This window comes from Streptomyces sp. NPDC005302 (assembly GCF_040607345.1).
Lineage (GTDB): Bacteria > Actinomycetota > Actinomycetes > Streptomycetales > Streptomycetaceae > Streptomyces.
Genome location: NZ_JBEXGN010000006.1, coordinates 1 through 25,042, shown reverse-complemented (window position 1 = coordinate 25,042; position 25,042 = coordinate 1). Strand labels below are relative to the sequence as shown.

The 25,042-nt window shown below is 71.8% G+C and carries 22 protein-coding genes; 11 read left to right on the top strand and 11 right to left on the bottom strand.

Annotation, left to right across the window (positions count from 1 at the left end; genetic code table 11):
• Positions 1 to 133 precede the first annotated feature (133 nt).
• On the top strand, positions 134 to 1,159 hold the full coding sequence (locus ABZT74_RS10765; RefSeq protein ID WP_355875607.1) for an ATP-dependent 6-phosphofructokinase: 1,026 nt from the start codon (positions 134 to 136) through the stop codon (positions 1,157 to 1,159).
• 112 nt (positions 1,160 to 1,271) lie between these two features.
• Here the strand turns inward: ABZT74_RS10765 and ABZT74_RS10760 are convergent, their stop codons facing one another.
• From ABZT74_RS10760 to ABZT74_RS10745, 4 genes are all read right to left on the bottom strand, one after another.
• Positions 1,272 to 1,985, bottom strand: coding sequence for a helix-turn-helix transcriptional regulator (locus ABZT74_RS10760; protein WP_355875950.1), 714 nt, complete (start codon positions 1,983 to 1,985; stop codon positions 1,272 to 1,274).
• A gap of 109 nt (positions 1,986 to 2,094) precedes the next feature.
• A complete protein-coding gene (locus tag ABZT74_RS10755; protein WP_355875604.1) occupies positions 2,095 to 2,949 on the bottom strand; it encodes a carbohydrate ABC transporter permease in 855 nt (284 codons plus the stop codon).
• 1 nt (position 2,950) lies between these two features.
• Entirely contained in the window at positions 2,951 to 3,784 is an 834-nt protein-coding gene (locus ABZT74_RS10750) for a sugar ABC transporter permease (RefSeq protein ID WP_356434442.1), read from the bottom strand.
• Between the two features lie 98 nt (positions 3,785 to 3,882).
• Complete coding sequence (locus tag ABZT74_RS10745) at positions 3,883 to 5,247, bottom strand: extracellular solute-binding protein (protein WP_356434101.1); 1,365 nt, start codon at positions 5,245 to 5,247, stop codon at positions 3,883 to 3,885.
• 288 nt (positions 5,248 to 5,535) lie between these two features.
• Here ABZT74_RS10745 and ABZT74_RS10740 point away from each other — a divergent pair, with 288 nt between their 5' ends.
• From ABZT74_RS10740 to ABZT74_RS10730, 3 genes are read left to right on the top strand one after another with little or no spacing between them, the layout of a single operon-like run.
• A complete protein-coding gene (locus ABZT74_RS10740) occupies positions 5,536 to 6,252 on the top strand; it encodes a helix-turn-helix domain-containing protein (RefSeq protein ID WP_356434099.1) in 717 nt (238 codons plus the stop codon).
• Between the two features lie 8 nt (positions 6,253 to 6,260).
• Entirely contained in the window at positions 6,261 to 7,052 is a 792-nt protein-coding gene (locus tag ABZT74_RS10735) for an SDR family NAD(P)-dependent oxidoreductase (protein ID WP_355875594.1), read from the top strand.
• Between the two features lie 35 nt (positions 7,053 to 7,087).
• The gene (locus ABZT74_RS10730) at positions 7,088 to 8,128 is read left to right on the top strand and encodes an NAD(P)-dependent alcohol dehydrogenase (protein WP_356166830.1); all 1,041 of its coding nucleotides are present in this window, start codon (positions 7,088 to 7,090) and stop codon (positions 8,126 to 8,128) included.
• Positions 8,129 to 8,176: 48 nt separating this feature from the next.
• On the opposite strand, the gene ABZT74_RS10725 is transcribed toward ABZT74_RS10730, so the two are convergent.
• Positions 8,177 to 8,854 carry a response regulator gene (locus ABZT74_RS10725; RefSeq protein ID WP_355875588.1) on the bottom strand — a complete coding sequence of 226 codons (678 nt, stop codon included), beginning with the start codon at positions 8,852 to 8,854 and terminating at the stop codon, positions 8,177 to 8,179.
• Positions 8,851 to 10,566, bottom strand: a complete 1,716-nt coding sequence (locus tag ABZT74_RS10720) for a sensor histidine kinase (protein WP_356434097.1) — start codon at positions 10,564 to 10,566, stop codon at positions 8,851 to 8,853. Before ABZT74_RS10720 ends, ABZT74_RS10725 begins: the two co-directional genes overlap by 4 nt.
• Before the next feature lie 256 nt (positions 10,567 to 10,822).
• Between ABZT74_RS10720 and ABZT74_RS10715 the strand changes: the two genes are divergently transcribed.
• On the top strand, positions 10,823 to 12,220 hold the full coding sequence (locus ABZT74_RS10715) for a cation:dicarboxylase symporter family transporter (RefSeq protein WP_356434096.1): 1,398 nt from the start codon (positions 10,823 to 10,825) through the stop codon (positions 12,218 to 12,220).
• A 176-nt stretch (positions 12,221 to 12,396) separates the two neighbouring features.
• Here the strand turns inward: ABZT74_RS10715 and ABZT74_RS10710 are convergent, their stop codons facing one another.
• Positions 12,397 to 13,014, bottom strand: coding sequence for a TetR/AcrR family transcriptional regulator (locus ABZT74_RS10710; protein ID WP_355875944.1), 618 nt, complete (start codon positions 13,012 to 13,014; stop codon positions 12,397 to 12,399).
• 175 nt (positions 13,015 to 13,189) lie between these two features.
• Between ABZT74_RS10710 and ABZT74_RS10705 the strand changes: the two genes are divergently transcribed.
• On the top strand, positions 13,190 to 15,025 hold the full coding sequence (locus ABZT74_RS10705; protein ID WP_356434439.1) for an MFS transporter: 1,836 nt from the start codon (positions 13,190 to 13,192) through the stop codon (positions 15,023 to 15,025).
• A gap of 112 nt (positions 15,026 to 15,137) precedes the next feature.
• Complete coding sequence (locus tag ABZT74_RS10700) at positions 15,138 to 15,902, top strand: DUF2127 domain-containing protein (protein ID WP_356434094.1); 765 nt, start codon at positions 15,138 to 15,140, stop codon at positions 15,900 to 15,902.
• Positions 15,903 to 15,920: 18 nt separating this feature from the next.
• On the opposite strand, the gene ABZT74_RS10695 is transcribed toward ABZT74_RS10700, so the two are convergent.
• Positions 15,921 to 16,862: an NAD-dependent epimerase/dehydratase family protein gene (locus ABZT74_RS10695; RefSeq protein WP_356434092.1), complete on the bottom strand. Its 942-nt coding sequence runs from the start codon at positions 16,860 to 16,862 to the stop codon at positions 15,921 to 15,923.
• A 205-nt stretch (positions 16,863 to 17,067) separates the two neighbouring features.
• Here ABZT74_RS10695 and ABZT74_RS10690 point away from each other — a divergent pair, with 205 nt between their 5' ends.
• The 4 genes from ABZT74_RS10690 (at position 17,068) to ABZT74_RS10675 (ending at position 20,787) form a co-directional block, all read left to right on the top strand.
• On the top strand, positions 17,068 to 17,523 hold the full coding sequence (locus tag ABZT74_RS10690; protein ID WP_356434436.1) for an Lrp/AsnC family transcriptional regulator: 456 nt from the start codon (positions 17,068 to 17,070) through the stop codon (positions 17,521 to 17,523).
• 58 nt (positions 17,524 to 17,581) lie between these two features.
• On the top strand, positions 17,582 to 18,010 hold the full coding sequence (locus ABZT74_RS10685) for a MerR family transcriptional regulator (protein WP_356434090.1): 429 nt from the start codon (positions 17,582 to 17,584) through the stop codon (positions 18,008 to 18,010).
• Positions 18,007 to 18,339: a thioredoxin domain-containing protein gene (locus tag ABZT74_RS10680; RefSeq protein WP_355875570.1), complete on the top strand. Its 333-nt coding sequence runs from the start codon at positions 18,007 to 18,009 to the stop codon at positions 18,337 to 18,339. The genes ABZT74_RS10685 and ABZT74_RS10680 overlap by 4 nt, the downstream gene beginning before the upstream one ends.
• A 192-nt stretch (positions 18,340 to 18,531) precedes the next feature.
• Positions 18,532 to 20,787, top strand: a complete 2,256-nt coding sequence (locus tag ABZT74_RS10675) for a UvrD-helicase domain-containing protein (RefSeq protein WP_356434433.1) — start codon at positions 18,532 to 18,534, stop codon at positions 20,785 to 20,787.
• Between the two features lie 82 nt (positions 20,788 to 20,869).
• On the opposite strand, the gene glgB is transcribed toward ABZT74_RS10675, so the two are convergent.
• The 3 genes from glgB to ABZT74_RS10660 all read right to left on the bottom strand — a co-directional run.
• Complete coding sequence (gene glgB, locus ABZT74_RS10670; RefSeq protein ID WP_356434088.1) at positions 20,870 to 23,335, bottom strand: 1,4-alpha-glucan branching enzyme; 2,466 nt, start codon at positions 23,333 to 23,335, stop codon at positions 20,870 to 20,872.
• A 49-nt stretch (positions 23,336 to 23,384) separates the two neighbouring features.
• Positions 23,385 to 24,821, bottom strand: a complete 1,437-nt coding sequence (locus ABZT74_RS10665) for a phosphotransferase (RefSeq protein WP_356434086.1) — start codon at positions 24,819 to 24,821, stop codon at positions 23,385 to 23,387.
• A 110-nt stretch (positions 24,822 to 24,931) separates the two neighbouring features.
• On the bottom strand, positions 24,932 to 25,042 hold a 111-nt coding region (locus ABZT74_RS10660; protein WP_355875933.1), incomplete at its 5' end, for an alpha-glucosidase C-terminal domain-containing protein.

Below are 25,042 nucleotides of genomic sequence, written 5' to 3'. Positions count from 1 at the left end.
AAACGCCCTGGTCGGGCCGGACCGGGCGCCCGTACGGCCTCCGGCGGGCAAGGGGGGATCGGCGGCGGCCCCCGGGCCGTGGAACAATCGGACTGGCTCACACGTACCAGCAGCGAGCAGGAGACACAGCACGATGCGCATCGGAGTTCTCACCGCAGGCGGCGACTGTCCTGGCCTGAACGCAGTGATCCGGTCGGTCGTGCACCGAGCGGTCACCAATTTCGGCGACGAGGTCATCGGCTTCGAGGACGGCTACGCCGGCCTCCTCGACGGCCACTACCGCACGCTCGACCTCAACGCGGTCAGCGGCATCCTCGCCCGCGGCGGCACCATCCTCGGCTCCTCCCGGCTGCAGCGCGACCGGCTCCGCGAGGCCTGCGAGAACGCGCAGGACATGGCGCGCGAGTTCGGCATCGACGTCCTCATCCCGATCGGCGGCGAGGGCACGCTCACCGCGGCGCGGATGCTGTCCGACGCGGGTCTGCCCGTGGTCGGCGTGCCGAAGACGATCGACAACGACATCTCCGCGACGGACCGCACCTTCGGCTTCGACACCGCCGTCGGTGTCGCCACCGAGGCCATGGACCGGCTGAAGACGACCGCCGAATCGCACCAGCGTGTGATGGTCGTCGAGGTCATGGGACGGCACGCCGGCTGGATCGCCCTGGAGTCCGGCATGGCGGCCGGCGCGCACGGCATCTGCCTGCCGGAGCGCCCCTTCGACCCCTCCGACCTGGTCGCGATGGTCGAGGAGCGGTTCGCGCGCGGCAAGCGGTTCGCCGTCATCTGTGTCGCCGAGGGCGCCCACCCCGTCGAGGGCGCCATGGACTACGGCCACGGCGAGATCGACCAGTTCGGCCACGAGCGCTTCCAGGGCATCGGCACGGCCCTCGCGTACGAGCTGGAGCGCCGCCTCGGCAAGGAGGCCAAGCCGGTCATCCTCGGCCACATCCAGCGCGGCGGCACCCCGACCGCGTACGACCGCGTGCTCGCCACCCGCTTCGGCTGGCACGCCGTGGAGGCCGCGCACAGCGGAGCGTTCGGCCGGATGACCGCGCTGCGCGGCACGGACGTCGAGATGGTCCCGCTCGCGGACGCGACGACCGAGCTGAAGACGGTCCCCAAGGACCGGATGGACGAGGCCGAGTCGGTGTTCTAGGCCCCGCCGGGGGATCGGATCGATCCCGCGGTGCGGGCGGCGCACGGCTTGTGGCCGCGGCGCGCGGACCGTCGCGTGCGGCTCGTGGCGCACGGCCCGTCGTCCCGACGCGTCAGTACGTGTTCGCCCGGATCGTCGACCAGAAGTGGTCGACGATCCGGTCGAGGTAGTCCCGGCCGGACTCGCCGGAGTCGGCCGCGGCCGGTCCCGGGCTCCAGCTGAGCGTGGCGACCATCTGCCCCTGGTAGTCGGTGTGCAGCTCCCGCAGGGTGTCCTCCAGGAGCTGCCGGTCCAGGGGCACGGTCTTGGCGACCGGCCGCACGTACGCCTGCCAGCGCGTGGTGACCGCGCTGCGCAGCAGGTCGGCGAGTCTGCCGTCGCGGCCCGTCACGGTGACGAAGTCGGGCAGCGACAGTTCGAGCGCGTCGGCGAGCGCGGTCGACTGGCGCTCGGTCCCGCGCCAGGTGCCGGAGTCCTCCATCCGCTGGTAGGCGAGGAGTTCGAGTCCGACGGCCCGCGCGACGTCCTCCTGGGCGAGGTCGCGGGCGACGCGGTGTTCGCGCAATGTGCGCGGGGCGCCGATGAGTTCGCCCGGTGAGCACCACAACACCCCGGCGAGTGCGGTGAGTTCCGGGCTGCTCGGGGCCATGGTGCCGCGCTCCCACGCGGTGATGAGATCGGGTGTCGCGTACGGCAGCCCGTAGGAGGCTCGCAGTCCGTAGGCGACGTGTTCGGGCCCCATGCCGAGCGCCGCCCGCAGTCTGCGGGCGGCGAGGGCGTTGAAGGGCGGGGTGGGCTGTTGGGCTTGCGGTCGGTGCACGCGCACAAGGTATGGGGCCCGGGCGGCGCTGACTACGGTCTGTTCGGCCACAATCACGGATCGTAGGAACCTACGGTTCCGGACGGCGTGCCTCGTACGGGCGGTCCGACGAGTGTCATCCCTTCACGGCGCCGCCGAGCGCGAACCCCCCGCCCAGCCGTCGGGCCACCAGGACGTACAGCAGGATCACGGGCGTCGAGTAGATGACGGAGAACGCCGCGAGCTGCCCGTAGACCACCGTGCCCCGGTTGCCGAAGAACTCGTTGATGCTCACCGACGCCGGCATCTGGTCCGGGGTGAGCAGCAGCATGAACGGGACGAAGAAGTTCCCCCACATCATCACGAACGAGAAGACCGTCACCACCGCCACCCCCGGTCCCATCAGGGGCAGCACGATCCGGATCAGGGACTGCAGGGAGGACGCCCCGTCCGTCCAGGCCGCCTCCTCCAGCTCCTTCGGGACGCCGTCCATGAAGTTCTTCATCAGCCAGATGGCGAAAGGCAGTTGGGAGGCGGCGAAGAAGAAGATCGTGCCCTGCATGGTGTCGATGAGGTTCACCTGCACGAACAGCGCGTACACCGGCACCATGATGGCCGTGACCGGCAGGCTCGTCGCGAACAGGACGGTCAGCAGGAAGGGCCGGTTCAGCCGGGACCGGAAGCGGGACAGCGGATAGGCCGCGAGCGCCGCGCACACCACCGTCAGGAGAGTGCCGCCACCGCACAGGATCAGGCTGTTCAGCAGGGGCGTGAAGGTGATGTCCGGCGTCATGACGGCGTCGTAGTTCGACAGCGTCACCCCGTCCGGCAGCTTCACCCTGAGGTCGGCGTGCGCGTCCAGCGACGACAGGACCACCCACGCGAGCGGCAGCGCGAACGCGGCCGCCACCACCAGGAGTCCGGCGTCCGCCGCCAGCCGCCGGGACGAGCGGCGGGACCTCGGCCTCGCGCCGCGGGTCAGGACAGCCATCTCACACCTCCGTCCGCAGCAGCCGCATGTACACCAGCGAGAACAGCGAGCCCACCACCAGGAGCAGCAGGGCGACCGCCGTCCCGTACCCGATCATGCTGTTCTGGAAGGCCTGTTCGTACATGAACAGGGGCAGTGTCTGGCTGCGGTCGCCCGGACCGCCCCGCGTCATCACCCAGATCAGTCCGAACACCGAGAGCGTCTGCAGGGTGTTGAGCATCAGGTTGGTGCCGATCGAGCGGCGGATCATCGGCAGCGTGATGTGCCACATCCGCCGCCAGCCGCCCGCGCCGTCCACCTCCGCGGCCTCCGTGATCTCCCTCGGGATCTCGTTCAGGGCCGCCGAGTAGACCAGCATCGAGAAGGCCGTGCCCCGCCACACGTTGGCGAACGACACCGCGAGGATCGGCAGCGTGAACATCCAGTTCTGGGAGGGGAGATGGAGCCAGTCCAGGATGGCGTTCAGGGTCCCCTCGCGGCGGAAGAAGGCGTAGAGCAGGAAGCCCGCGACCACCTCGGGCAGTACCCACGCGGTGATGACGACCGCCCCGACCAGCGTGCGCACCGGCTTCGACGCCCGCTGCATCAGCGCGGCGAGCGCGAGGCCCAGCGTGTTCTGCCCGACCAGCGCCGACAGCACCGTGAACACCAGCGTCAGCCATACGGCGTTGAGGAACGCGTCGTCCCGGAAGGCCTCCCGGAAGTTGTCGAACCCGACGAACGAGGAGTGCGCCTGACCCGTCAGCTGCAGGTCCGTGAAGGCGATGTACGCGCAGTAGGCGATCGGACCGGCGAGGAAGAGGAGCAGCAGGACGACCGCGGGCGTGAGGGGCAGGGCCCGGGTGGCGGAGCGGAGGAGGCCTCCCCGGCGGGGGGAGGCGACCTTCGTGGCCGGCGGGCGGAGCGGGGGGAGCGCCGCCTTCGTGGTGACGCTCACTTGCGGGTCACCTGGTCGTCGGTGGCCGACTTCAGTTCCTCGTCGTAGGCGCCCGCCGCCTTGTCGACGGAACTGTCCCCGGTCGTCACACTCTCCATCGCCTCCTGGATGGCGGTCGACACCTTCGGGTAGGCCGGGTAGGCGGGCCGGTAGTGCGTGCTCGCGACGAGGTCGGTGAAGAACTTGATGCCGGGCTGCGCCTGTGTGTACGCCGGATCCTCGGCGACGTCCTTGCGGACCGCGATACCGGAGTTGGCGATGTACCACTTCTGGGCGTTCGCCTTCGTCTGCATCGTCTTGATGAAGTCGAAGGCCAGATCCGGGTTGCCGGCCTTGGCGGGGATCGACCAGGTCCAGCCGCCGGACATGCTGACCTTGCCGGGGGCCTGGCCGTGCTGGGTGGGCATGTGGGCGAGGCCGAGCTTCCGCGACCACTCGGGCCACTCGTGCCCGGAGCCCTTCAGCCAGTCCTGCGGGAGCCAGCTGCCGTCGAGGTCGATGCCCAGCTTGCCGCCCGGCAGCAGGTCGCCGCGGACGCTCGTGGCGAAGTTCGGGTCGAGGGCGTCGGCGACGTCGGGGCCGAGCTTCTCCTTGTAGACCGTCTCCACGAACGTGAGCGCGTCCTTGAATGCCTGGCTGCCGGCGACCCACTTCTTCGACGACGTGTCGTACAGCGGGTCCGCCGTGCCGTCGCCCGTCCCGTAGAGCAGCATCTCGAAGCCCTGCATGGTGGCGGCCTCACCTGCGGGTTTGCCGGTGTAGACGTTCAGCGGGGTGACGCCGGGGACCTTCTTCTTGATGGTGCGGGCGGCGGTGAGGACGTCGTCCCAGGTCTTCGGCTGCCAGTCGGCGGGCAGGCCCGCCTTCGCGAAGACGCCCTTGTCGAACCAGAGGCCTCGGGTGTCCGTCCCGTCCGGGACGCCGTACGTCTTCCCGTCCTGCGCCTTGGCCGCCGCCTTCGCGGTGTCGATGAACCGGTCCCAGTCGGGCCACTTGTCCAGGTACGGGTCGAGCGGCTTCAAGTACCCGCTGGTGATGTCCGAGTTGATGAGGAAGGTGTCCTCGTAGACCAGGTCCGGGGCCGTCTTGGGCGACCTCAGCATCTGCTGGAGCTTCGTGTAGTACTCGGAGTCCGGGGCCTTGATGGGGACGAGTTCGACCTTCTTCCCCGGGTTCGCCTTCTCGAACTGCTTCTTCATCTCGCCCAGGTAGGTGTCCATCACCCGGACCGAGTTGTCGGTGGACTGCTTGAACGACACCTTCACGGTGTCCGGATCGCTTCCCGATCCCGACCCGCACGCGGTGAGGGTGGTCGCGGCGAGGAGCGTGGCGAGAAGTACGGGGGCGGCGGTGGGGCGCACGGGTACGACCTCCTACTGGGCCTACGTCATTGAGGGCCGAGTTGTCTGCCGGTGAACGTAAGGGGGCGCCGGATCGGGGGTCAATGGCCGTGCAACAGCCCAAGTCACCAACATGACAACGTTGTTGTCCGCCGACGCCCTCCCCGGCCGCCGCGCGGGCCCGGACCGCGCTCCGGCCGGGGCCCGGAACGCGCCGGTGATCGGGGTCCAGCACGGTGTCCCCGTGAGACTCATGTCCCATTGGGCCTCATGTCCCACTGGGACATTTCTGGGTGTACGGTCGAGGACATGGGAGACATCGAGGCAACGGAGCCGAACGCGACCCCGGGCGGCACGCCCGTCGGGGCGGACGTCGAGGACCGGCGGCGGCGCAAGGCCCGCCGGACCCGCGAGACGCTCGCCACGGCCGCGATCGAGCTGATCCTCGACCAGGGGCTGGAGAACGTCACCGTCTCCGCCGTGGCCGACCGGGCCGACGTCACCCGCCGCACCTTCAGCCGCCACTTCGTCGGCAAGGAGGACGCGGCCCTCGACTTCGTCCGCGGCGACGGCGACCGCATCAACGCCTGCCTGCGCGCACGGCCGGCCGCCGAACCACCGCTCGTCGCCTACCGTCGCGCCGTCGCCGACTGGCTCGCCGACCAGACGGACCCGGCCCGGCATCTGCGCCCCGACATGCGCCGCCTGTTCGCCCTGCTGGACACCGAACCCGCGCTCTTCGCCGCCTACGAGCGCATCCGGGTCGACGCCCAGGAGGAGTCGATCCGCATCATCGCCGCCCGGCTCGGCACCGACGAGGTCCGGGACCTGCGCCCGGCCGTCGTCGTGGACGCCGCCGCCGGTGTCCTCACCGCCGCGCTGCGCGCCTGGGCGCGCGACAGCACGGCCCCCACGGACTCGGCCGCCGCCGACCTGGCCTCCCTGGTGGAGCAGGCCTACGACGCGCTGATGGGAGAGGCCGCGCTGGCCGCCTCCCACGCCACCCACCCCGGATCAGGAAAGTGATCAGCACCATGAGCACCACCCCCTCCACCCCCGCCGCCCTCACCGACGCCGCCACCGAGTTCTCCGGCCGCACCGCCCTGGTCACCGGCGCCGCCTCCGGCATCGGCCTCGCGACCGCCCGTCGGCTCGGCCTCGGCGGCGCCTCCGTCGTCATCGCGGACCACAACGAAGAAGGCGCCGAGAAGGCCGCCGCCGAGCTGCGCGCCGAGGGCGTCAAGGCGGCAGCCGTCGCCGTCGACGTCACCCTGCCCGCCTCGGTCGAGGCCGCCGTCGCCTTCGCCGTCGACACCTTCGGCGCACTCCACCTCGCCGTGAACAACGCCGGCGTGGGCGGCCCGGTCGTCCCGACCGGCGCGTACGACATCGACGCGTACACCCGCGTCGTCCGCACCAACCTCGACGGTGTCTTCTACTCGCTGCGCTACGAGATCCCGGCGCTCCAGGCGGCCGGCGGCGGCGCCGTCGTGAACGTCTCCTCCATCCTCGGCTCGGTCGGCTCCGCCGGATCCTCCGCGTACGTCGCCGCCAAGCACGGCGTGGTCGGGCTGACGCAGACGGCCGCCGCCGAGTACGCCTCCTCCGGCATCCGGATCAACGCGGTCGGCCCCGGCTTCATCGAGACGCCCCTGCTCCAGGGCATGGACCGGGCGCAGTACGACGGCCTCGTCGGACTCCACCCGGCAGGACGGCTCGGCCGTCCCGAGGAGGTCGCCGAGCTGATCGTCTTCCTGTTGTCCGAGCGCGCCTCCTTCGTCCACGGCAGCTACCACCTGGTCGACGGCGCCTACACCGCCGTCTGAGCCGCACCGAGCCGTTCGAGAGGAGCAGAAACGACATGAAGGCACTCCAGTACCGCACCATCGGCGCCGCCCCCGAGGTGGTCACCGTCCCCGACCCCGAACCCGGCCCGGGACAGGTCCTGTTGAAGGTCACCGCCGCCGGCGTGTGCCACTCGGACATCGCGGTCATGAGCTGGCCCGCCGAGAGCTTCCCCTACGCCCTGCCGCTGACCCTCGGACACGAGGGCGCCGGGACGGTCGCCGCACTCGGCGACGGCGTGCGCGGGGTCGCGGTGGGCGACGAGGTCGCCGTGTACGGCCCGTGGGGCTGCGGCATCTGCGCCAAGTGCGCGGAGGGCAAGGAGAACTACTGCCTGCGCGCCGACGAGCTGGGCATCCGCCCGCCGGGACTCGGCGCCCCCGGTGCGATGGCCGAGTACCTCCTCGTCGACGACCCCCGTCACCTCGTACCCACCGAGGGCCTCGACCCGGTCGCGGCCGTCCCGCTCACCGACGCCGGCCTCACCCCGTACCACGCGATCAAGCGGTCGCTGCCGAAGCTGACGCCCGGTTCGACCGCCGTGGTCATCGGCACCGGCGGCCTCGGACACGTCGCCATCCAGCTGCTGCGCGCGATGACGTCCGCCCGGGTGATCGCCCTCGACGTCAGCGAGGACAAGCTCGCGCTCGCCCGCGCGGTGGGCGCCCACGAGGCCGTGCTCTCCGACGCCGGGGCGGCCGCGAAGGTCCGCGAACTCACCGGTGGTCTCGGCGCCCGGGCCGTGTTCGACTTCGTCGGTGCCGAGCCGACCGTCCGCACCGCCGGGGCCGTCGCCGCCGTCGAGGGCGACATCAGCATCGTCGGCATCGGCGGCGGCGCGCTGCCCGTCGGGTTCGGCTCGCTGCCGTTCGAGGTGTCCGTCACCGCGCCCTACTGGGGCTCCCGCGGCGAGCTGATCGAGGTTCTCGACCTCGCCCGCGCAGGCGCCGTCTCCGTCCACACCGAGACGTACTCGCTCGACGAGGCACCCCTCGCGTACGAACGCCTGCACGCCGGCAGGATCAACGGCCGCGCCGTGATCCTGCCGAACGGCTGACGGCCTCCCGGCCCGTGGGGCTCCACCCGTCGGACAGGCCCTGCCCGGTCAGCCCTTCACCCACCGGTACTGCAGCTCCGGCCGCCCCACCGTCCCGTACTGCGGGGCGCGGGCGGCCCGGCCCGCCTCCACCAGGTGTTCCAGGTAGCGGCGGGCCGTGATCCGGGAGATGCCGACGGCCTCGGCGACCTTGGCCGCCGTCAGCCCGTCGGCACAGTCCCGCAGAGTGACGGTCACCCGCTCCAGGGTCGGCGCGCTCAGCCCCTTGGGCAGCGCGGCCGGACCCGGCGCCCGCAGGGTCGCCAGCGCCCGGTCCACCTCGTCCTGACCGCTCGCCTCACCGGCGGCGGCGCGGAACTCGGCGTACCGGACGAGCCGGTCGCGCAGGGTCGCGAAGGTGAACGGCTTCAGTACGTACTGCACGACCCCGAGCGACACGCCCTCCCGCACGACCGCCAGGTCCCGCGCGGACGTCACCGCTATCACGTCGGCGTGGTACCCGGCGGCCCGCAGCGAACGGGCGAGCTGGAGCCCGTGCACGTCCGGCAGATGCAGGTCGAGCAGCAGCAGATCCACCGGGGTACGGTCCAGCGCGCGGCGCGCCTCGGCCCCCGTGTGCGCCTTGCCCACAGCGGTGAACCCGGGCACCCGCCCCACATACATGACATGCGCGTCGGCCGCGACGGGATCGTCCTCGACCACGAGCACCCGGATCGGATCGGTCATACGTCGCCTCCGTGCAGAGCGGGCCGCGTCGGCCACCCGGGGTGAACGGACTGATGCGGCACGGATCCCGAGCCCGGGCCCGACGCCGGGTCCGAGGGCCTGCCCGTGTCCATGGCTGTCGTCACCAGCGGGAGGCGGGCCTCGAACTCCGCTCCGCCGCCCGGTGCTTCCCGGACCGTGAGGGTGCCGGCGTGGCGGAGCACCGTCTGGCGGACCAGGGCCAGACCGAGGCCGCGGCCCGCGGGACCCGCCGGTTTCGTCGACCAGCCGCGCTGGAAGACCTGCTCGGCGTGCGACGGGTCCACCCCCGCCCCGGTGTCGGCGACCCGCAGGACGAGCACCGCGTCGTCCGTGAACGCCGTCACCGTGACCCGGGCGCGGGTCGTGCCCTGAGCGGCGTCCACCGCGTTGTCGATCAGGTTGCCGAGGACGGTGACCAGGTCGCGGGCGGAGAGCGAGGCCGGGAGCAGGCCGTCGTCGATGCCGCTGTCCTCGGAGACCACCAGCTCCACGCCGCGTTCGTTCGCCTGTGCCGCCTTGCCCAGCAGCAGCGCGGCGAGGACGGGCTCGCTGACCGCGGAGATCACCTCGTCGGTCAGGGCCTGCGCCAGCTCCAGCTCCGCGGTGGCGAAGTCGACGGCCTCCTCGGCGCGGCCCAGTTCGATCAGCGAGACCACCGTGTGCAGCCGGTTCGCCGCCTCGTGGGCCTGCGAGCGCAGCGCCTGAGTGAAACCCCGCTCCGAGTCCAACTCGCCCGTCAGAGCCTGGAGTTCGGTCACGTCGCGCAGGGTGACCACGGTGCCCCGGCGTTCCCCGCCGGACACCGGTGAGGTGTTCACCACGAGGACCCGCGCGTCCGTCAGATGCACCTCGTCCACGCGGGACTCCGCCGACAGCAGCGCGCCGGTGAGCGGCGCCGGCAGCCCGAGGTCGGCGACCGAGTGGCCGACCACCTCGTCCGTGACGCCGAGCAGTTCCCGGCCGCCGTCGTTCATCAGCGCCACCCGGAACTGCCCGTCCAGCATGAGCAGCCCTTCGCGCACCGCGTGCAGCGCGGCCTGGTGGTAGTCGTGCATACGGCTCAGCTCGCCCGCGTTCATGCCGTGGGTGGAGCGGCGCAGCCGGGCGTTGATGACGTACGTGCCGATGCCGCCGAGCAGCAGCGCGCCCGCCGCGACCCCGATGAGTGCCGCGACCTGGTCCTGGACGCGCTTGGTGATCGCCTCGACCTTGATGCCCGCGCTGACCAGGCCGATGGTCCCGCCGCCGGCCCGGATCGGGGTGACGGCGCGGACGGAGGGGCCGAGGCTGCCCGTGTACGTCTCCGTGAAGGAACGGCCGGCGAGGGCCGGGCCGATGTGCCCGAGGAAGTGCTGCCCTATCAGGGTCTCGTCGGGATGCGTCCAGCGGATGCCGCGCGGGTCCATGATCGTGACGAAGTCGACCTCGGTGTCCCGCTGCACCTGGAGGGCGTACGGCTGGAGCCGCTCGGTCGGGCGGGCGGTGCCGATGGCCTCGTGGACCGACGGGGCGTCCGCGACGGAGCGGGCGACCGCCATCGCCTGCCGGCCCGCGGCCTCCTCGGCCTGGCTGCGGTCGCTGACGTACGTGAACAGCGCGTACCCGGCGACGAGGACCGCGATCAGCACGGCCTGCATGCCGAACAGCTGGCCGGCGAGGCTGCGGGGTCGCGGGACGCGGGGAAGGCGCATGCCGTTCAGTGTGCCTCGCCCGGACGGGTGTTCCACCGGGCAGGCCCCGCGCGGTCCTCGCGGCGTGACATCGGCCGATGGCGCGGCGTGAACTCAATGAACGGAAGGGTGACCGCCCTCACACGCCGGGAGATAGTCCCCTCATCCCCCCGGGAGCCCACGCCTCCCGGACCCCGGACGTGAGCCGCACGCCGGGTACCGCCGGACGTGAGCCGCACGCCGGATGATGCCGATGACGTCGTCAAGGAGGGCAGCCGTGGCCAGCACATCGCAGACGGCACCTGCCGCACCCGCCGCCAAACGGGACCGCACGCACTACCTGTACCTCGCCGTGATCGGTGCCGTGATCCTCGGTATCGCCGTGGGCCTGATCGCCCCCGACTTCGCGGTCGAGCTCAAGCCCATCGGCACCGGCTTCGTGAACCTGATCAAGATGATGATCTCGCCGATCATCTTCTGCACGATCGTGCTGGGCATCGGTTCCGTGCGCAAGGCCGCCAAGGTCGGCGCCGTCGGCGGGATCGCCCTCGGCTACTTCCTGGTGATGTCGCTGGTCGCGCTCGCCATCGGCCTGGTCGTCGGCAACATCCTGGACCCGGGCAGCAGCCTCGCGATGACCGACGCGGTCAAGGAGGCGGGCCAGGGCCAGGTGTCGGCGGAGGCGCTGCCCCCGGTCGACTTCGTGCTCTCGATCATTCCGACCACCATGGTCTCGGCGTTCACCGAGGGCCAGGTCCTGCAGACCCTGCTCGTCGCGCTCCTCACCGGCTTCGCCCTGCAGGCGATGGGCTCGGCCGGGCAGCCCGTGCTGCGCGGTATCGAGCACATCCAGCGGCTCGTCTTCCGCATCCTCGCGATGGTCATGTGGGCCGCCCCGCTCGGCGCGTTCGGTGCCATCGCCGCCGTCACCGGCTCCGCGGGCGTCGACGCGCTGAAGAGCCTCGCCGTACTGATGCTCGGCTTCTACGTCACCTGCTTCCTCTTCGTGTTCGTCGTGCTCGGCGCGGTGCTGCGCGTGGTGACGGGCCTGAACATCTTCACGTTCCTGAAGTACCTGGGCCGGGAGTTCCTGCTGATCCTGTCCACGTCCTCCTCCGAGTCCGCGCTGCCGCGGCTCATCGCGAAGCTGGAGCATCTGGGCGTCGGCAAGTCGGTCGTCGGCATCACCGTGCCGACCGGCTACTCCTTCAACCTCGACGGCACGATGATCTACATGACCATGGCGTCGCTGTACATCGCCGACGCGATGGGCACGCCGATGTCGATCGGGGAGCAGATCCCGCTGCTGCTCTTCCTCCTCGTCGCCTCCAAGGGTGCCGCGGGTGTCAGCGGTGCGGGCCTCGCCACGCTGGCCGGCGGCCTCCAGTCGCACAAGCCCGCCCTGGTGGACGGCGTCGGCCTGATCGTCGGTATCGACCGCTTCATGAGCGAGGCGCGCGCGCTGACGAACTTCGCCGGCAACGCCGTGGCCACGGTCCTGATCGGCACCTGGACGAACGAGATCGACAAGGAGCGGGTGGCCGAGGTCCTCGCCGGGCGGCTGCCCTTCGACGAGAAGACCCTGCTCGACGAGTCCGGCACCGCCGGGGCCGCCGACGCCGACGCACCGGATGTTCCGGAGCAGGGCGGCGAGAAGGAACTGGCCAAGGCGTAGACCACCGCACCGGACCGGCACACGCCGGACCTCCGGAGCGGACGGCACCACCCCACCCGGACCGGCGCACGCCGGTCCGCCAGGACGCCGGACGGCCGGGCCGCACCCCCCGCGGGCCCGGCCGTCCGGTTCACGGCCGGGCGACGGACGGGACGGGACCCCTGACCCCGGCCCGTTCAGTCGCTCAGCCTCGCCACCAGGTCGGTGGCGCGCGAGGCGGGCACGCCCGCCGCGGCCAGCATGGTGACCGCGGCGGAGCGGCCCGCCTCCCGTGCTTCCAGCAGCCCGTCGTTCACCGCCTCCATGAGGGCGAACAGGGTCTGCTCGTGCACGTACGCCAGCGCGTGCGGCGGCAGCGGCGACATGAACACGCCCTGCTCCAGGCCGCGTCGGAGGATCTCCGCGCACGCCTCGCGGACCGGCGTGAGCCGCTCGCGGATGCCCTGCATGGTGACGCTGCGCTGGGCGAGCGCGACCAGCAGCCGGTAGCGGTCGGCGATCTCCCAGACGGCGAGCGTCGAGCGGGCCAGGGACTCCACGGGGTCCGTGACGCCCTCGCGGCCCGCCGCGTGCGCCGCGGCCACGGCCGCCACCGCCTCGTCGGTCAGCGTGCCGATCAGCGCCTCCCGGCTGGGGAAGTGCCCGTACACCGTGCGCCGTACGACGCCCGCCGCCCGGGCGATCTGGTCCATGGACGCGTCGGGGTCGCGCAGCAGCTCGGCCAGCGCGACATCGAGGATGCGGCGGCGGTTCACATCGGCGCGGCTCGGGTTACCCGTGGTCATGGCTGCCATTCTGCCCGGCTCCCGGGCGTCCTCACGTTCTGCGGTCGGCATGGCCCCACCTCCTGATTTGCACAGCGCTGTGCAATCTCGTACATTGCACATGGTTGTGTAATTGCACGCCATTGTGCAAGTCCCGGCGCGGGCCGATCCCCGCTCCGGACGACGGAGGAGGGCGACCGTGGCCATGCGTCTCGTCATGAACGAACCGGTCGAGAGGATGGACCGGCCCTATGCCCGGCGCTGGTGGGCACTGCTCGTGCTCTGCCTGAGCCTGCTGATCATCGTGATGGCGAACACCGCCCTCACCGTCGCGGCCCCGGACATGACCCAGGACCTGGGCCTGTCCAGCGCCGACCTGCAATGGGTCATCGACGGCTACACGGTGCCCTACGCCGCGCTGATGCTGCTGCTCGGCGCGATCGGCGACAAGTACAGCCGCCGCGGCGCGCTCATCCTCGGGCTCGTCGTCTTCGGCGGCGGAGCCGTCGCCGGATCGCTCGTCGGCAGTTCGGCGGGCGTCATCGCCGCCCGCGCCGTGATGGGTGTCGGCGCCGCGCTGATCATGCCGGCGACGCTCTCCCTGCTCGCCGCCACCTTCCCGCGCGCCGAGCGGGCCAAGGCGATCGTCCTGTGGACCGCCACGGCCGGCCTCGCCATCGCCGCCGGACCGCTGGTCGCGGGCGCCCTCCTGGAGCACCACGGCTGGTCGTCGACGTTCCTGATCAACGTGCCGGTCGCCGTCCTCGCCATCGTCGGAGCCCTCGTCCTCGTCCCGCCGTCCCGGGCCGCGCACCGGCACCGCATCGACTACGTGGGCGGCCTGCTCTCGGTGGTCTGGATCGGCTCCCTGGTCTACATGATCATCGAGGGGCCGCACTTCGGCTGGGGCGTGAAGGCCGTGTCCGCCGCCGTGGTAGCCGGCGCGGGCCTCCTCCTGTTCGTCCTGTGGGAGCTGCGCCACCCGCGCCCGGTGGTCGACGTCCGCCGCTTCGCGCAGCGCCGCTTCGCGGGCTCGAACCTCGCCGTCGCCCTCTTCTTCCTCGCCGTCTTCGGCGCCTTCTACTACCTCACCCAGCACCTCCAGTTCGTCCTCGGCTACGACGCCCTGGACACCGGCGTACGGATGCTGCCGCTGGCCGGCGCCGTCTTCGTGGGCTCGGCGCTCACCGGGTACCTCACCCCGCGCGTCGGCATGAGGATCACGGTCACCGCCGGCATGGTCGGCGGGACGGCGGCCCTCGCGCTCCTCACCCGGGTCGACGCCGCCTCGTCGTACGGCGACTTCGTCCTGCCGCTCGTCATCCTCGGCCTCGCCATCGGGCTCGCCCTGTCGCCCTGCACGGACGCCATCATGGGCGCGTTCCCCGAGGCGGAACTGGGCGTCGGCGGCGCGGTCAACGACACCTCGCTCGAACTCGGCGGCTCGCTCGGCATCGCGATCCTCGGCTCGGTGCTGGCGGGCTCGTACTCCTCGCACCTCGCCGACGCGACGGCGGGCGGCAAGCTGCCGGCGGACGCGCTGTCCACCGCCCAGGACTCGGTGGGCGCCGGGTACGCCGTCGCCCAGGGCATCGGCGACAAGGCCCGTCAGCTCGGCGAGCAGGCGGCCCAGACGACGGACCCCGGGCAGGCCGCCCAACTGAAGGCGCAGGCCGGTCAACTCGCCGACGGGGCACGGCAGATGACCGACGCGGTCGGCTCGTCCTTCTCGGACGCGGTGGCGCACACCAGCCTCGTCGGCGCGCTGGTGCTCGGCGTCGGCACGGTGCTGGTCGCCGTGCTGCTGCCCCGCAAGGGGCACCCGGGGACCGACGCGGAGACCGGCACCGGGCCGGGGGAGCGCGCCGACGCCGGGACGGACACGGAGGCCGGCACGGACTCCACGGCCCGCACCGCGCCGGAAGCCGACTCCGGCACCGACTCCGGCACCGACTCCGACTCCGGCGCCGACTCCGACGACGCGGCCGAGGTCGCCGAGTCGGCGGAGGCGGGCGCCTCGGCGGGGAACACCGCCCGCTGATCCCGGCCCTCCGGAACCGCGGCCCCCTGGCCGCCGTCTCGTACACCGTGCACTAGCGTGCCGGGCCGGACAGACCGGCACGGCACGGCACGTTCTGCGGAGGACGGCGAGCATGAAGATCGACTGGGACCGGCGTACCTGCGCACGGCGCGGGCATGTGACGTACGCGCCCGACGAAGGGGTGCTGCGGGAGCGGCTGCGGGCCGAGACGGGGCTCGGCGAGGCCTGGCGCTGTCTGCGCTGCGGCGACTTCGCGCTCGGCGACCCGCACGGCTCGGGCCCCGCGGACGAGGCGCCGCTCGTGCCGCGCGGCAAGGTGCTGCGCGACCTGTTCATCCTGCGCTTCCTGGCGATCGAGCGGGCCGTGCGCGGCGTGTTCATCGTGCTGGTCGCCGCGGCGGTGTGGAGGTTCAGCAACAGCCAGGACGCGGTGCGCCGGCTCTTCGACGAGTACCTGGACGTCTTCCGGCCCGTCTTCCGGCACTTCCACTACGACCTCGACCATTCGCCGGTGGTCGGCACGATCCAGAAGACGTTCGGCTACAAGCACTCCACGCTGCTGCTGGTGGCGGTCCTGCTGGTGGCGTACGCCCTGATCGAGATCGTCGAGGCGGTCGGCCTCTGGTACGCCAGGCGCTGGGCGGAGTACCTCACGGTCGTCGCCACCGCCGCGTTCCTCCCGCTGGAGATCTACGAACTCACCGAGCACATCAGCTGGCTGAAGATCGCCACTCTGGTCCTGAACATCCTCGCCGTGCTCTACATCGCCCTGGCCAAGCGCCTGTTCGGCCTGCGCGGCGGACACCGGGCCTTCGAGGCCGAGCGGCAGAGCGCCTCGCTCCTGGAGGTCGAGCAGTCGGCCGGCGTCATGGTGTGACCCCCGGCCCGGGGGCCCTCACATCGACAGGGCGGTCACCGCGTCTGCCTCGGCAGGTCGGCCGGCCTTCCCGAGGGTCTCCGCGACGGCCCGCGCGAGCCACTCCCGGGCGTCACCGAAGGCGAAACCGAGCCTCGTCGCACGGGAGTTGTCCATGCCGTAGGAACGGCTGAAGGAGAAGGGGGAGACCTCACCCGACTCCACGGCCCGCAGGAGGGTCCGGCCCCCCGGGAGGTGCGCGGCGATCGCGTCGCACAACTCCCGCGTCGTCAGGGGCCCGTGGGAGGCGGCGTTGACCGGGCCGGTGAAGTCCTCCCCGACGGTCCAGAACAGGAAGTCGGCGATCTCCTCGACGTGGATGTAGGTGGCCGGGTGGTTGACGGGCGGTACGGCGATCGCCTCGCCGGTGCGCACGCGCTCGGCGTAGTGCTCCAGGCGGCCGGTGAAGTCGTCGTCCCCTCCGAGGACATGGGCGACGCGCACGGTCACGTGGGGAAAGAAGGGGTCGGCCGCGAACACGGCCTCGGCCTGCCGCTTGCCCTCGCCGTAGTGCGCGTCGAGGAACTCCGGGTCGCCCCAGGGGAGGCCCTGGTCGACGGCGACCGTTCGGGGATCCACGGCGCTTTCGGCCACCGGGGCCGCGGCGTCCTCGTACTCATACACCTCGACGGTCGACGTCATCACGTACCGGCGGGTGCGTCCCGCGAAGACGCGGCGGGCGATCTCCGCCTGCCGCGGTGTGTAGCAGACCTGGTCGACGACGACGTCGAACGTCCGTGACCCCAGGGCCTTCTCCAGGGAGTCCTCGTCGTCGCGGTCGGCGATCAGGTGGACCGTGCCGGTGGGCGGTGCCGACGAGCCGCGATTGACGACGGTGACCCGGTCTCCCGCGGCCGTCAAACGGTCGATGAGGCGCTTTCCGAAATACCGGTTCCCGCCGATGACACAGATCTCCCGCATGTCGCCCTCCCGCATTCCCGCATTCCCGTCCCGCTGTTCCCCGGCACCGGATGCCGGGGAACGGGCACCGCTCGGCGACGGCCGAGTGGCCCGTGGTCATAATTCTCCCGTCGCGGGGGGAACGCCTGAAGGGGGAGACGTGGGAGATCCGGCCGTCACACCGAAGGAACCACGGCATGTGCGCGCCGCCGCCAACGGAACGTCGGTGGGCTTCGACGCGCTGGACCGGCAGATCCTGGAACTGCTCCAGCGTGACGGCCGGATCAGGCTCAGCGAGCTGGGTCGCCGCGTCCGGCTGAGCCCGGCGGCGGTCGCGGAGCGGGTGCGCCGGCTGGAGAGCACGGGCGCGGTCACCGGCTACGGCGCCCACGTGTCCGCACCCCGTCTCGGCTACGGTATCCAGGCCTTCATCCGCGTCAATCCGCACGGCGGCTACACGCTGAGGCATCCAAGGACCCTGGAACTGCTGGCCCGGCCCGAGATCATCGAGGCCCACCACGTCGTCGGCGAGGACTGCTGGATCCTGAAGGTCGCCGTCGAGGACACGATCCATCTGGAGAGCGTCCTGGAACAGACCTCCGCGCTGGGGCGGACGACGACGTCGATCGTCCTGTCGTCGCCGGTGGACCGGAAACCGTTGCTGCCGCCCGCCGCCCCCTGAGACGGTGCGGCCCGCGGGCGCTTGCCTTGACGTCGGCGTCAAGGATTACCGTCGGGGCATGCGAATCGGCGAGCTGGCGACGCGGGCCGGGACGACCACACGGACCCTGCGCTACTACGAGTCGCGGGGGCTGCTGCCCGCGCGGCGCGGCGAGAACGGGTACCGGACGTACGGCGAGGACGACCTGAAGCTGCTCCGGCAGATCAGGACGCTCCAGGACTTCGGGTTCGACCTGGAGGAGACGCGGCCCTTCGTGGAGTGTCTGCGGGCCGGGCACCCCGAGGGCGACGCGTGCCCCGCCTCCCTGGAGGTCTACCGCCGCAAGCTCGGCGAGCTCGACGCGCTCATCGACGAACTGCGGTCGGTGCGCGCACAGGTCGGCGAGCAGCTGACGCGGGCCGAGCTGGCCCGCGACGAGCTGGCGGCCGACGCACTGGTTCCGGGCGGTCCGGAACCCGTATGCGAGCTGGGAGGGCGGACACGATGATCAGAGCGGCAGGCGTGACCGAGGTGACGGACGCGGACTTCGCGGCGGAGGTGATCGGGGCGGAGCTGCCCGTCCTGGTGGAGTTCACCGCCGACTGGTGTCCACCGTGCCGGCAGATGGGCCCGGTCCTGAGCGAGCTGGCCTTCGAGGAGGGCGACCGGTTCCGCGTCGTCCAGCTGGACGTGGACACCAATCCGGAGACGACACTCGCCTATGGAGTGCTCTCGATGCCGACGTTCATGGTTTTCCGTGACGGCGAACCGGTGAAGTCGATGGTGGGCGCCCGCGCGAAGCGGCGACTGCTCCAAGAGGTGTCCGACGCGCTCTGATCCCGTCGGCACATCCCACCCGGAACACAGAAAATCCCCTGGGCAATTGCGCCCGGGGGATTCTTTTGCGTATATTCAATGCTTTGCGACTTCGGAACATCGAGTCACAAAGAAGTGCACGATGCAGAGTATATCCGGGCGGGAGCGGAATTGTCAAACAAGGGCTCACACACAGAATTCCCCGATGATGAACTGCGGCATGAGCAGGAATTCATCGACGGGCTGTACGCACGCGTGGACGCCCTGCGCGGTGTCACCGAGGCCTCCGTCGAGGACGCCCTCGCCCAGGGCAACACGCCCATGCAGGCACGCCTCGAACGGGACGTCCTGGTCGCCGAGCGCTCGGGTCTCCTCGCCGCGCTGAACGCCGTGGACGGCTCGCTCTGCTTCGGCCGGATCGACCTGTCCCCGGAACAGGGCGCGTCCACCCCCGCGGTCAGCCACCACATCGGCCGCATCGGCATCCGCGCCGACGACACCGAGCACACCCCGATCCTCATCGACTGGCGGGCCCCGGTCGCCCGCCCCTTCTACCTGGCCACCGGCCACACCCCCATGGGCCTGCGCCGCCGCCGGCACATCACCACCGACGGGCGCCAGGTCACCGACCTGCACGACGAGATCCTCGACCTCGGCGACCGCGAGCGCACCGGCCACGAGGACCCGACCGGCGACGCCGTACTGCTCGCCGCGCTCAACTCGGCCCGCACCGGCCGCATGAGCGACATCGTGCAGACCATCCAGGCCGAGCAGGACCGGATCATCCGCGCCCCGCACCGGGGCGTCATGGTCGTCGAGGGCGGCCCCGGCACCGGCAAGACGGCCGTCGCCCTGCACCGCGCCGCCTACCTGCTCTACGAGCACCGCGAACTGCTCGCCAAACGGGCCGTGCTCATCGTCGGCCCCAACCCCGCCTTCCTCGGCTACATCGGCGAGGTGCTGCCCTCGCTCGGCGAGACGGGCGTCCTGCTCTCGACCGTCGGCGAACTCTTCCCCGGGGTGCACGCGACCGCCGCCGACACCCCCGAGGCGGCCGCAGTGAAGGGCCGCGCCGGGATGGCCGAGGTCCTCGCCCGGGCGGTCCAGGACCGTCAGGCGCTCCCGGACCCGGTGATCGCCATCGAGCACGACCGGGACATCCTGATGCTCGACGCGGGTCTCGTCCAGGTCGCCCGGGACCGCACCCGCGCCGCGGACCTGCCGCACAACGTGGCCCGCGAGCACTTCGAGGGACACATCCTCAACACCCTCACCGACATGCTCGCCGAACGCATCGGCACGGACCCCTTCGACGGCTCCAACCTGCTCGACCCGAGCGACATCACCCAGATCCGCGAGGAACTCGCCGAGAACCCCGAAGTGTGGTCGGCCATCGACCGGTTGTGGCCGCGGCTGACCCCGCAGCGGCTGGTCGCCGACCTGCTGGCGGACCCGCGCGGACACGTCACGGACGAGGACGCGGCGGTGATCCGCCGCCCGGTCACCGGACCCGACGACTGGACCGGCGCGGACGTCCCCCTCCTCGACGAGGCCGCCGAACTGCTGGGTGAGGACGACCGGATCACCCGGGCCCTCGCCGACCAGGAGCGGCGCACCCAGATCGCCTACGCCCAGGGCGTGCTGGACGTCTCCTACGCCTCCCGGACGTACGAGTTCGAGGACAAGGAGGAGGAGGACTCCGAGATCCTGTCCGCGCACAACATCATCGACGCCGAGCGGATGGCCGAACGGCACGAGGAGGACGACCACCGCAGCGCCGCGGAACGGGCCGCCGCCGACCGGACCTGGGCCTTCGGGCACATCATCGTCGACGAGGCGCAGGAACTGTCGCCGATGGCCTGGCGGCTGCTGATGCGGCGCACCCCCACCCGCTCGATGACCCTGGTCGGCGACCCCGCGCAGACCGCCGAGGCGGCGGGCGTCGGCTCCTGGGAGGAGATCCTCTCCCCGTACGTCGGGGACCGCTGGGACCACACCCGCCTGGGCGTCAACTACCGCACGCCGTCCGAGATCATGGACGTCGCCGCCGGTGTACTGCGGTCCGAGCGCCCCGGTTTCGAACCGCCCCGTTCCGTCCGCTCCACCGGAGTGCGTCCCTGGGCCCGCGACGCCGGGGACGACCTGCCCGGTGCCGTGGCCAAGGCGGTCGGCGAGCTGACCCCGGCCGAGGGGCGGCTCGCCGTGATCGCGCCGCGCGCCCTGCACACCGCGCTCGCCGCCCGGCTGGACGGGGTCACGGCGGGCGAGGAGCCGGACCTGACCCGCACGGTGGTCCTCCTCGACCCCCGGCAGGCCAAGGGCCTGGAGTTCGACTCCGTGCTGGTGGTCGACCCCGCGTCGTACGGCACGAGCGACCTGTACGTGGCGCTGACCCGGGCCACCCAGTCCCTGGGCATCCTGCACACGGGTGAGCTGCCCGCGTCGCTCCGGGACGCCGGACTGGAGTGACCGCCGGGCACGCCGGTCGCACCCGGCCCCGCGCACGCCGCGTCCCCCGGCGGTCCCGCCGCCGGGGGACGCGCCGCGCCGGTCAGGCCGGCCGCAGCCACACCGTCGAGAGCGGCGGCAGGGTCAGCTGGATGCTGGCCGGACGGCCGTGCCAGGCCGTGGGCTCCGGCTTGACCGGGTGCGAGGTGGTGACGTCACTGCCGCCGTAGCGCAGGGCGTCGGTGTTGAGGACCTCGGTCCAGGCGGGGATGTCCTCGGGGACACCGAGACGGTAGTTGTGGCGCACGGCGGGCGAGAAGTGCGAGACGGCGAGCAGCGGGGTGCCGTCGGCGGCGTGGCGGAGGAACGCGAAGACGTTGTCGTCCGCGGAGTCACCGGTGACCCAGGCGAACCCGGAGGGATCGGTGTCCCGCTCCCACAGGGCCGGGTCGTGCCGGTAGACCGTGTTGAGGTCCCGGACCAGGTCGCGCACACCGCGGTGGTCGGCCTCGGCGCCGTACGCCGGATCGAGCAGCCACCAGTCGGGCCCGTGCACCTCGGACCACTCCGCGCCCTGGGCGAACTCCTGCCCCATGAAGAGGAGTTGCTTGCCGGGGTGGGCCCACATGAAGGCGAGGTAGGCGCGCAGGGTGGCGCGCTGCTGCCACCAGTCGCCGGGCATCTTGGAGACGAGCGAGCGTTTGCCGTGGACGACCTCGTCGTGGGAGATCGGCAGCACGTAGTTCTCGCTGTACGCGTACACCATCGAGAACGTCATCTCGTTGTGGTGGTACTTCCGGTGGACCGGCTCGTGGGCCACGTAGTCCAGCGAGTCGTGCATCCAGCCCATGTTCCACTTCAGCCCGAAGCCCAGCCCGCCGAAGCCGCCGGGGCCGGTGTGATGGGTGGCCCGCGTGACGCCGCCCCAGGCCGTCGACTCCTCGGCGACCGTGACGACGCCCGGGTTGCGGCGGTAGACCGTCGCGTTCATCTCCTGGAGGAACGCCACCGCGTCCAGGTTCTCCCGGCCGCCGTGTTCGTTGGGGCTCCACTGGCCGGGTTCGCGGGAGTAGTCGAGGTAGAGCATGGAGGCCACGGCGTCGACGCGCAGGCCGTCGATGTGGAACTCCTCGCACCAGTAGGTGGCGTTGGCGACGAGGAAGTTGCGGACCTCGCGGCGGCCGTAGTCGAACTCCAGGGTGCCCCAGTCGGGGTGGTCGGCGCGCTGCGGGTCGGCGTGCTCGTACAGCGGGCGTCCGTCGAAGGCGGCCAGGGCCCAGTCGTCGCGCGGGAAGTGGGCGGGAACCCAGTCCATCAGGACGCCGATACCGGCCTGGTGCAGTGCGTCGACGAGGTACTTGAAATCGTCCGGGGTGCCCAGGCGCGCGGTCGGCGCGTAGAAGCCGGTGACCTGGTAGCCCCAGGAGCCGCCGAAGGGATGCTCCGCTATGGGCATCAGTTCCACGTGCGTGAAGCCGAGGTCGGCGACGTAGGCGGGAAGCTGGTCCGCGAGTTGACGATAGGTCAAGCCCGGTCGCCAGGACGGAAGATGGACCTCGTAGACGGAGAGCGGGGCCTCGTGGGCGGGCCGTTCGGCCCTCTTCTCCAGCCACCGCGCGTCCTGCCAGACGTGATGCGACGCGTGCACGACCGAGGAGGTCCTGGGCGGCTCCTCGGTACGCCGGGCCATCGGGTCGGCCCGCTGCGTGTGGGAACCGTCGGGGCGCGTGATGTCGTACTTGTACAGCTCGCCCTCACCGACCCCGGGCACGAACAGCTCCCACACCCCGGTCGAGCCGAGCGAGCGCATCGGATGCCCCGTGCCGTCCCAGAAGTTGAAGGCACCGGTGACCCGGACCCCCTGTGCGTTCGGGGCCCACACGGTGAACCGTGTTCCGGCGACGCCCTGGTGCTCCATCGGCTCGGAGCCGAGCGCCTTCCACAGTTCCTCGTGCCGGCCCTCGGCTATCAGGTGCAGGTCCAGCTCGCCGAGCGCCGGAAGCAACCGGTACGCGTCCTCGGCCTCCACCACCGTGTCCTCGTACGCCACGAGCAGCCGGTAGGTCTCCGGGACCGCGAGCAGCGGCAGCAGCCCGGAGAAGAACCCGCCGCCGTCGTGCTGGAGTTCGGCCCTCAGGTCCTGGGTGACGACGGTGACGCCGAGCGCGTACGGGCGGAAGACCCGGAAGGCGATGCCGCCCGGCAGCGGATGCGCCCCCAGCACCCCGTGCGGATTGTGGTGCGTGCCGCTCAGCAGCCGCTCACGGTCGGCCCCGTCGACCCCGGCGAAGACGGGAGCCGCCTCCCTCACGCCGGAGTCGGAGCCGGGGCCGTCGGCGGGGAGTCCGGAACCGCCGTCCGGCAGGCCGGGGCCGCTCTCGGTGAGCGCGGACTCCGGGATCCTCGCCATGGCGCTCACGCCCTTCTTGGAGCCCTTCTTGGCGGAGGACTTCTTGCCGGTGCCGGACGTGCCGGACACCGCCTTCTCGGCCGCCGTCTTCTTCCCGGCATCCGGCTTCTTCGAGCCGTTCTTCTTCGGACTGTCGTCGGACGGGGGGCGGGGCGTCACGGGCAGGGCCTCCTCGGGAGGGTGAACGGAGCAACGGCACAGGGGGTGTTCAGGACGACGCGGCTAGCCGCCGCACCGCCGCCAGCGGAACCGGCAGCCAGTCCGGGCGGTGCCGGGCCTCGTACACGACCTCGTACACCGCCTTGTCCGTCTCGAAGGCGCGCAGCAGGACGGGGTCCGTGCGCGGGTCGCGTCCGGAGACCTCGGCGTATCCGGCGCAGTACGCGGCCCGGCAGGCGTCGGCCCAGCCGGTCGACGGGGGCGCGGAGGTGCCCTCCGCCCGTGGGGAGCCGGCGGCCGGGGGCAATGAGTGGGCCGCGTAGTCGAAGGAACGCAGCATGCCCGCGATGTCGCGGGCCGGGGGCTGCGGCATACGGCGTTCGGCGAGCGGTTTGGACGGCTCGCCCTCGAAGTCGATGAGGGACCACTCCCCGTCGGGCGAGCGCAGGCACTGGCCGAGATGCAGATCGCCGTGGATGCGCTGCGCGGTCCAGGTGCGGCCCTCGGCGGACAGCTCCGCCAGCGCCTCGAACGCGGTGCGCAGGCCGGGCGCGTAGGGCCGCAGGGCCGGGACCGCCTGTGCGGCGGCCTCCAGGCGCTCGGTCATCGTGTCGACGAGCGGCGCCATCTGGTGGTGGCCCAGGGTCACCGTGGGCAGCGCCCGGGCGAGTGACGTGTGGACCTCGGCGGTGGCCCGGCCCAGCGCCCGTGCCTCGGCGGTGAAGTCCTCGCTCTTGGCCAGCTCGCGCAGCGCCAGCTCCCAGCCGTCGGACGCGCCCTGCACGAAGGGCTGGAGGACCCCGAGCACGTACGTCTCGGCGTCCAGGTCCGCGAGCATCCAGGCCGCGGGCGCCGGGACCCGTGCGCAGCCCTCGCGGGCCAGCGCCAGCGGGAGCTCCAGGTCCGGGTTGACCCCGGGCACGATCCGGCGCAGCAGCTTCAGGATGAACGTATCTCCGTACACGATCGAGGAGTTGGACTGTTCCGCCGTGACCAGGCGCGGAACGAGGTCCTCGCGTATCTCCTGGCGCAGGTCACGTTCGAAGCGCAGGTCGCCGACGTGGGCCCCGGTGCGCAGGGCCTCCAGGAGGACACCGGCGGGGCGCGGGTCGTAGAGCGCCTCGTACACCGTGCGGCCGGCCAGCGGCCCGTCCTCCAGGTGCCCGATCAGCGCGGGCGCCAGATGCGGCGGCAGTACGTCGCGCACACCGATGAGCAGTTGGTAGCAGTCCCCGGGCTGCGGGGACGCGCCGTGCGCCGCGGTGAGCGGCTGATGCGCCCGCACGAGCAGGTGGATCAGACCCAACTGTGCGGTGGGCGGCAGGAGTTCCACCGCGGCCACCAGTGAGAATCCGGTCACCGGACGCCCCTTGCCCGCGAACCAGCGCTGCCGTGGCAGCCATTCCCGCAGCAGTGGATCGAGCGACGCGAGCAACTCGGGGCGTGCGAGCGGGGCCGGGGCGGAGTGGGTTACGGCTTCCGACATGGGCGTCGCGTCCTTTCCCCAGTGCCCGGATTCCCGGATACCGGGCGAGTCGGGGGTGTTCCTGATGGGTGCCCCGGGCGGGGCGGTGGAAACCGCCCCGCCCGCAGCTTCTAGACCGCGTCCGTCCGCAGCCGGAACCAGTAGAAGCCGTGTCCGGCGAGGGTGAGCAGGTAGGGCAGTTCGCCGATGGCGGGGAAGCGGACGCCGCCGATGAGTTCGAC

What these genes read in the sequence shown, in the direction of transcription:
- ABZT74_RS10765 (WP_355875607.1), top strand. Translation starts at nt 134, where the DNA reads ATGCGCATCGGAGTTCTCACCGCAGGCGGCGACTGTCCTGGCCTGAAC.
- ABZT74_RS10755 (WP_355875604.1), bottom strand. Translation starts at nt 2,949, where the DNA reads ATGGCTGTCCTGACCCGCGGCGCGAGGCCGAGGTCCCGCCGCTCGTCC.
- ABZT74_RS10740 (WP_356434099.1), top strand. Translation starts at nt 5,536, where the DNA reads ATGGGAGACATCGAGGCAACGGAGCCGAACGCGACCCCGGGCGGCACG.
- ABZT74_RS10735 (WP_355875594.1), top strand. Translation starts at nt 6,261, where the DNA reads ATGAGCACCACCCCCTCCACCCCCGCCGCCCTCACCGACGCCGCCACC.
- ABZT74_RS10730 (WP_356166830.1), top strand. Translation starts at nt 7,088, where the DNA reads ATGAAGGCACTCCAGTACCGCACCATCGGCGCCGCCCCCGAGGTGGTC.
- ABZT74_RS10725 (WP_355875588.1), bottom strand. Translation starts at nt 8,854, where the DNA reads ATGACCGATCCGATCCGGGTGCTCGTGGTCGAGGACGATCCCGTCGCG.
- ABZT74_RS10720 (WP_356434097.1), bottom strand. Translation starts at nt 10,566, where the DNA reads ATGCGCCTTCCCCGCGTCCCGCGACCCCGCAGCCTCGCCGGCCAGCTG.
- ABZT74_RS10710 (WP_355875944.1), bottom strand. Translation starts at nt 13,014, where the DNA reads ATGGCAGCCATGACCACGGGTAACCCGAGCCGCGCCGATGTGAACCGC.
- ABZT74_RS10705 (WP_356434439.1), top strand. Translation starts at nt 13,190, where the DNA reads ATGCGTCTCGTCATGAACGAACCGGTCGAGAGGATGGACCGGCCCTAT.
- ABZT74_RS10700 (WP_356434094.1), top strand. Translation starts at nt 15,138, where the DNA reads ATGAAGATCGACTGGGACCGGCGTACCTGCGCACGGCGCGGGCATGTG.
- ABZT74_RS10695 (WP_356434092.1), bottom strand. Translation starts at nt 16,862, where the DNA reads ATGCGGGAGATCTGTGTCATCGGCGGGAACCGGTATTTCGGAAAGCGC.
- ABZT74_RS10685 (WP_356434090.1), top strand. Translation starts at nt 17,582, where the DNA reads ATGCGAATCGGCGAGCTGGCGACGCGGGCCGGGACGACCACACGGACC.
- ABZT74_RS10680 (WP_355875570.1), top strand. Translation starts at nt 18,007, where the DNA reads ATGATCAGAGCGGCAGGCGTGACCGAGGTGACGGACGCGGACTTCGCG.
- ABZT74_RS10665 (WP_356434086.1), bottom strand. Translation starts at nt 24,821, where the DNA reads ATGTCGGAAGCCGTAACCCACTCCGCCCCGGCCCCGCTCGCACGCCCC.